Source organism: Streptomyces sp. DH37 (assembly GCF_029813835.1).
GTDB lineage: Bacteria > Actinomycetota > Actinomycetes > Streptomycetales > Streptomycetaceae > Streptomyces.
In genome coordinates this window covers 1-608 of sequence record NZ_JARVKV010000156.1, presented here as the reverse complement: position 1 = coordinate 608, position 608 = coordinate 1, and the positions used below count along the sequence as shown (strand labels likewise).

The window sequence follows — 608 nt, the reverse complement described above, 5'->3', positions numbered from 1 at the left end:
AGTGGAAGCGCGCCAGGGCCCACCTGCGCGGGCGGTGGAGCGGGGACGTCGAGCTGCGCGGCACCCACTTCGATCTGGAGACCGCCGTCCGGCAGATCATGGTCCACACCGCCGACGCCTCCCCCGACGTACCGCCGGACGCCGTGTGGAAGCTGATGCAGTTGATCGGCGCCGCCCGCGCCCAGGGGCGCGGCGAGGACATCGCCGACCTCGAAGCCTTCCACCTGCAGCAGCAGGGCGCCTACCGGGACACGGCCTTCACCGTGCAGACCGGAAGCGGGCCGGTCGTCGCCCGCGACTGGGGCGGTTCCGCCCCGCCCTCACTGGCGCTGAGCCACACCCTCACCGTCCACACCGAGCCGTCCGGCGCCCGGGACGTGCTCCGCGACGCCGGGGGAAACCCGGTCGTCCACCCGGCGGGGTGGCGGGACCCGTGTCTGTACTTCGCCTCCGGCGACGCGGACGGCATCGGCGTCCTGGGCCACCGTGTGCGGCCCGCCGTGTACGCGCGGCTGGTCCAGCACGACCCGCGACGTCCCCGCGGCGCCGACATCGTGTCGGTGGTCTCCGGTCTGGCGGGGGACAACCGCAGGACGCTGCTGCGTATC

General features: G+C 74.3%; 1 protein-coding gene. It reads left to right on the top strand.

Features of this window, described 5'->3' with window-relative positions; genetic code table 11:
• The coding region (locus QC029_RS30450; RefSeq protein ID WP_279559076.1) for a hypothetical protein at nucleotides 1–608 on the top strand (608 nt) is incomplete at both ends.